This window comes from Mycobacterium sp. E740 (assembly GCF_001672895.1).
Classification (GTDB): domain Bacteria; phylum Actinomycetota; class Actinomycetes; order Mycobacteriales; family Mycobacteriaceae; genus Mycobacterium.
In genome coordinates, this window is sequence record NZ_LZKP01000158.1 from 1 (window position 1) to 5678 (window position 5678).

Annotated in this window: 5 protein-coding genes; 3 read left to right on the forward strand and 2 right to left on the reverse strand. The window is 67.1% G+C overall.

Annotated features, from left to right (window positions below):
- Nucleotides 1-91 precede the first annotated feature (91 nt).
- Nucleotides 92-931: an SDR family oxidoreductase gene (locus tag A5663_RS15170; protein WP_068150558.1), complete on the forward strand. Its 840-nt coding sequence runs from the start codon at nt 92-94 to the stop codon at nt 929-931.
- Nucleotides 932-942: 11 nt separating this feature from the next.
- Here A5663_RS15170 and A5663_RS15175 read toward each other — a convergent pair whose 3' ends face one another.
- Nucleotides 943-2193 carry an MFS transporter gene (locus A5663_RS15175; protein ID WP_068150561.1) on the reverse strand — a complete coding sequence of 417 codons (1251 nt, stop codon included), beginning with the start codon at nt 2191-2193 and terminating at the stop codon, nt 943-945.
- A complete protein-coding gene (locus A5663_RS15180) occupies nt 2190-2666 on the reverse strand; it encodes a MarR family winged helix-turn-helix transcriptional regulator (RefSeq protein ID WP_068150565.1) in 477 nt (158 codons plus the stop codon). Before A5663_RS15180 ends, A5663_RS15175 begins: the two co-directional genes overlap by 4 nt.
- A gap of 211 nt (nt 2667-2877) precedes the next feature.
- Here A5663_RS15180 and A5663_RS15185 point away from each other — a divergent pair, with 211 nt between their 5' ends.
- Together A5663_RS15185 and A5663_RS15190 are read left to right on the forward strand one after the other, a co-directional pair.
- Nucleotides 2878-3333, forward strand: a complete 456-nt coding sequence (locus A5663_RS15185) for an MmpS family transport accessory protein (protein ID WP_068150568.1) — start codon at nt 2878-2880, stop codon at nt 3331-3333.
- The coding region (locus A5663_RS15190; RefSeq protein ID WP_068150571.1) for an RND family transporter at nt 3330-5678 on the forward strand (2349 nt) is incomplete at its 3' end. The genes A5663_RS15185 and A5663_RS15190, both read left to right, overlap by 4 nt.

Genomic DNA, 5678 nt, shown 5'->3' on the forward strand with positions numbered 1-5678 from the left:
CCACCTCGAAACGTCGCTCAAGGAACTGGAACGCGCGGTCGGAGTCTGACGCCCCGAAGCCGGACGGCACCGGCGGTATAACGTGCCCGGTATGGGTCCAGTGTCGATCATCACCGGCGGTGCCGGCGGTATGGGTCAGGCGACGGCGAAGGTCGTCGGCGGCGATCACGCCGTCGTCCTCTGTGACGTCCGCAAGGACCGGCTCGACGCCGCTACGGCGGCACTGGTCGAGCTCGGCGTCGAGGCCACCGGTGTGCACTGCGATGTCACCGACCGCCAGGCGGTCGACCGCCTGTTCGGGGCGGCAGCCGACGTCGGCACGATCGCCTCGGTGATCCACACCGCAGGCGTGAGCCCGAGCATGGGTGACGCCGCCTACGTCATGCGCACCAACGCCATCGGCACGGTCAACGTCAACGAGGCCTTCTTCGAGACCGCCGCCGAGGGCGCCGCGATCGTGAACGTGGCGTCGATGGCCGCGCACATGCTGCCCGACGAGATGATCCCGAAAGCCCAGTTCCCGCAAGCGCTTTCCGATCGGGACGCGTTCATGGCCGACATGCTGGCCGCGTGCGACGTCGTCCCCGAGGAGGCCCGGCCGGGGATTTCCTACGCGCTGAGCAAGAGCTTCGTCCGGTGGTACAGCACGGCGCAGGCCGAACGGTTCAACGGCAAAGGCTTGCGCATCCTCTCGGTGTCGCCGGGGTCCTTCGACACCGAGATGGGACGGCTGGAGGAGCAGGCCGGCGCCGGTGCGATGGTCGCCGATGCCGCGGTTCCACGGTGGGGCAAGCCGGAGGAGATGGCCGAGCTGCTCGCCTTCTGCGCGAGCGCCAGAGCCGGGTACCTCACCGGAACGGACATCCTCAACGACGGCGGAGTGATCGCGTCGATGACGGAACGCGCCCGGAAAGCCGCCGAAACCGCCTGAGCTGCAAACCCTTACACGTGTGCGGGCAGCGGACCGGTGAGCTTGGCCGGCCGGCACCACACCGCGGCCATCAGGCACAGCACCGCCGCGACGGCGAACGCCGCCTGCACGCTGACCGCGTCGGCCGTCCCACCCAGCACCGCCGCCGAGATCGGTCGTGAACCGAGGAACCCGACCAGCCACAGCGCCATGATCCGGCCGCGCAACTGCTCCGGCGCGCGCTCCTGCACGACGGTGCTCAGGCCGGTCATCGCCCAGCCGAAGCCCAGGCCGGCAAGCGCGAAGCCGGCGATCGCCACTGCGGGCGCCGTCGCTGCGGTGAGCACTGCGCAGCCCGCCCCGAGCCCGCTCATCCCGATCGCCGACACCTTGTGCGCCGCCATCCGACCGCGCATCAGCGCCAGCATCGCCATTCCGACCGCCGCGCCGACGCCGAAGACCGCGGACAGCGTCCCGACCAGGCGCGCGTCGCCGCCGAGTTCATCGGCCATCGACGGCGTCAAGGTGATCGAGGAGTCGGAGGCCAGGCCCACGGTCGCCACCGCGACCAGCGCGAGCAGCAGCGGGCGGTCGCGCCAGACGTATCTGAGGGCCACGCGCACGCGGTAGTCCGTGTCGACGGATCTGGTCGGCGGGGCGGGGAAGCGGACGGCCACGAGGAAGACTGCGAACACCAGATGCAGTCCGGCGCTGACCGCGAACGCGGTTTCCGGACCCATGTGCGCGGCGATGTACGCTCCGGCGGCGGGCCCGACGATCCGCCCGACGGTCATCGGAAAGCTGTTGAGCGCCATGGCCGTCGACAGCTCGCCGTCGCGAATGAGGTTCGGCACGATCGACTGCATCGCCGGTCCGCCGACGACGAAGCCGAGACCGACCAGCAGGGTGCCGACGAGCACCGGAACCGCCGCCGACATCCCGTGCTTGGTGGGGCCGGCGAACAGCCACGCCGCGGTCAGGCCCGACCCGGCGACACACAGGACGCGGCCCAACAGAATCTGGCGGGCGGGGTCGCCGGTGTCGGCCCACTTGCCGCTGGTCGGGCTGAGGATCAACTGCGGGGCGAACTGGACGACACCGACCATGCCCACCATGAGCGCCGACTTCGTCGCGTCGTACATGACGATCGCGGCGACGATGCCGTGCGTCCACACCGCGATGACGGAGAAGATCTTGCCCCAGAACAGCGCGCCGAACACCGGGTCGACGATCAACCCGAGGGCGCCGCGGGGCTGTGGCGGGGCGGTGGCCTCGGCGGTCATCGGGCGGCCACCCGTTCGAAACGTTCGGTCAGCGAGTCCAGGAGTTCGACCAGGGCGTCGACTCTGCTCTGGGACCAGTCGGCGATCATCTCGGCGACGAGTTCGGTTCGCCGGTCGGCCACCGACTCCAACGCGTGGCGGCCCTCGTCGGTGAGCACCAGCGTGCAGCGGCGTTGATCGTCCGCGGCCGACGCCTTGGCCACGAGACCCGCGGCGACAACGGCCGCGACCGACCGGCTTGCGGTCGAGTGCTCGACGGCGAGGAAATCGGCGACCTCCCGGATGGACGCGCCGCCCGAAAGCTGTCGGCACTGTTCTACGGCACGCAGCACCCGCACCGTGGAGGCGCTCGTCACCGAGCCGCCGAGAATGCGGTCGCGCCAGTTCGGCCGCTGCCGGGCCACCGCGATGCGGGTCAGCAGCTCGTCGAGTTGCTCATATCGTGACGACGTCACTAAGTATGCATAGCACATACATATATCCGGCAGCGATTTCGGTCCGGGCCGCTCGGACCGATTGTGTTCGCGCAGAGAAAGTGCGAGTAGCGGCCTGCGTGAGTGCAATCGGAGGGCAAGCGGGCCACGGGGGCGGCGCGTCCGTCCGGGGAACTCGCGGGTGGCGGGTCCGGTAAAGTGCTGCCCAGCGCGCGACACGGAACTCGGGTTCCGCCTGAAGGCGTGCCGGATGGTCGGGTCAGGAGGTCGCGTGTTCGGGCTCTTCAAGAGGTTCTGGCTGCCGCTGCTGTTGGTAGTGGTGGTGGCGCTGGGCGCCTACGCGGTGATCCGCATCCGCGACACGCTCGGCACGCCGGCGACGGCACCGGTTGCGGACCCGAACTCCGGCATCACCGATCCGTTCAACCCCAAGCACATCACCTACGAGGTCACCGGTTCGGGTGGCACGGTCGACGTCGACTACCTCGACGAGAACGGCCAGCCCCACCGCATCGACGCCGCCGCGCTGCCGTGGTCGTACACGATCGTGACGACGCTGCCGTCGATGTCGGCCAACATCGTCGCGCAAGGTGACGCCGGTGTCGACGGACTCCGCTGCCGAGTCGTCGTCGACGGTCAGGTGCGCGACGAGCGCAGCACCGACGAATACCAACCGTTCATCTACTGCTTGGTGAAATCCGTATGAGCGCAGTGCATTCGGGGCCCCGCCGCCCGTTGATCGCCCGGCTCGTCCGGGTGTTGTCGATTCCGATCATCCTGTTCTGGGTGGTCGTCGCGGTGGGGCTGGGCATGCTCGCCCCGTCGCTCGATGCGGTGGCGGAGGAGCACGCGGTTTCGCTGGCGCCGCACAACTCGCAGGCCTACGCGTCGATGATGAACATCGGCTCGGTGTTCAAGGAGTTCGATTCCGACTCCACTGCGATGGTGGTGCTCGAAGGCCAGGACAAGCTGGGGGACAGCGCGCACCAGTTCTACAACGAGATCGTCGCCAAACTGAAGGCCGACCACGAACACGTCGAGTTCGCCCAGGACTTCTGGAGCGACCCGCTGACCGCCGCCGGTTCGCAGAGTCCTGACGGCAAGTCGGCTTACGTGCAGCTCTTCCTCGTCGGCGCGCAGGGCACCACGCCGAGCCATGAGTCGGTGGCCGCCGTGCGCGACATCGTGAACTCGGTGCCGCCGCCTCCGGGCGTAAAGGCCTACGTCGCGGGCAACACCGTGCTCAACGCGGACACTAGTATCGCCGGGCACAAGAGCATGGCGACGATGGCGCTGGTGTCGATCGGCGTGATCTTGGTGATGCTGTTGATCGTCTACCGCTCGATCGTCACCACGCTCATCGCATTGCTGATCGTCGGCATCGAACTGTTTGCGGGCCAGGGCATCACCGCCACCGCGGGCAACCTGAACATCATCGGCTTGACGCCGTATGCGGTCAGCATGGTGACGATGCTGTCCATCGCGGCGGGCACGGACTACGTGATCTTCCTTTTGGGTCGCTATCACGAGGCGCGAGCGACGGGTCAGGACCGGGAAGAGGCGTTTTACACCGCTTATCAAGGTGTTTCGCACGTCATCCTGGGTTCGGGTCTGACCATCGCGGGTGCCTGTATGTGTCTGTCGATCACCACGTTGCCCTACTTCCAGACGATGGCGGTGCCGTGCGCGCTGGCAATGCTGGTGATCGTCGCGGCCGCACTGACGCTGGCGCCCGCCGTGCTGGTCGTGGTGTCGCGCTTCGGGCTGCTCGACCCGAAGCGGGAACTGTCGACTCGCGGGTGGCGCAAGGTCGGCACGGCTGTGGTCCGGTGGCCCGGGCCCATCATCGTGGCCACCTCGGCGGTCGCGATCATCGGCTTCATCAGCTTGCTGACCTATGTGCCGCAGTACAACGACGACAAGTTCACGCCCGCCGAGATGCCGGCCAACGTGTCGATGGCGGCCGCGCAGGAGCACTTCTCGAAGTCGCGGATGAACCCCGAGCTGCTGATGCTGGAAGCCGATCACGACCTGCGCAACTCGTCGGACATGCTGACCATCGACCGCGTCGCCAAAGCCGTGTTCCACACCCGCGGGGTGGAGCGGGTGCAGACCATCACGCGTCCCCTGGGTGCCCCGATCGAGCACAGTTCGATCCCGTTCCAGATCGCGATGCAGAACTCGGGAACGCTGCAGACGGCAAAAGTGATGAACGACAACACCGCTCAGATGCTCGAGCAGGCCGACGAACTGAGTAAGACAGTCGCCAATCTCGAGCGGATGTACGGCCTGATGCAGCAACTCAACGCGACCACCCACGACATGGTGATCCGGACCCACGACATGGTCGACACCACCAACGAGCTGCGCGACAGCATCGCGAACTTCGACGATTTCTTCCGGCCGGTCCGCAACTACTTCTACTGGGAACCGCACTGCTTCAACATCCCGGTCTGCTGGTCGATGCGCTCGCTCTTCGATTCGCTCGACGGGATCGACCAGCTGGCCGACAAGATCCAGGGCATCTCCGGTGATCTCGACCAGCTCGACGCGTTGATGCCGCAGCTGTTGTCGACGATCCCGCCGACCATCCAGTCGATGAAGACGATGCGTGACTTCATGCTCTCCACGCACAGCACGATGGCCGGAATCCAGGCGCACTCACAGGAACTCGCGCAGGGCGCGACGGAGATGGGGCTGTACTTCGACCAGGCCAAGAACGACGATTCGTTCTACCTGCCGCCGGAGGTCTTCAAGAACCCGGACTTCGAACGCGGGCTGAAGATGTTCGTCTCACCGGACGGCAAGGCGGTGCGGTTCATCATCACCCATCAGGGCGATCCGGCGTCGGTGGACGGGATCGACCACGTCGCGGGGATCAGGGACACGGTCGCCGACGCCGTCAAGGGCACGCCGCTGGAGAATGCGAAGGTCTCGTTGGCCGGCACGGCGTCGCTCTACAGCGACATGCAGAACGGCGTCACGGTCGACCTCCTGATCGCGGTGATCGCGTCGATGATCCTGATCTTCGCGATCATGGTGCTGATCACC

Coding starts and splice junctions, on each gene's coding strand:
- A5663_RS15180 (WP_068150565.1), bottom strand. CDS start 2,666: ATGTGCTATGCATACTTAGTGACGTCGTCACGATATGAGCAACTCGAC.
- A5663_RS15170 (WP_068150558.1), top strand. CDS start 92: ATGGGTCCAGTGTCGATCATCACCGGCGGTGCCGGCGGTATGGGTCAG.
- A5663_RS15185 (WP_068150568.1), top strand. CDS start 2,878: ATGGTCGGGTCAGGAGGTCGCGTGTTCGGGCTCTTCAAGAGGTTCTGG.
- A5663_RS15175 (WP_068150561.1), bottom strand. CDS start 2,193: ATGACCGCCGAGGCCACCGCCCCGCCACAGCCCCGCGGCGCCCTCGGG.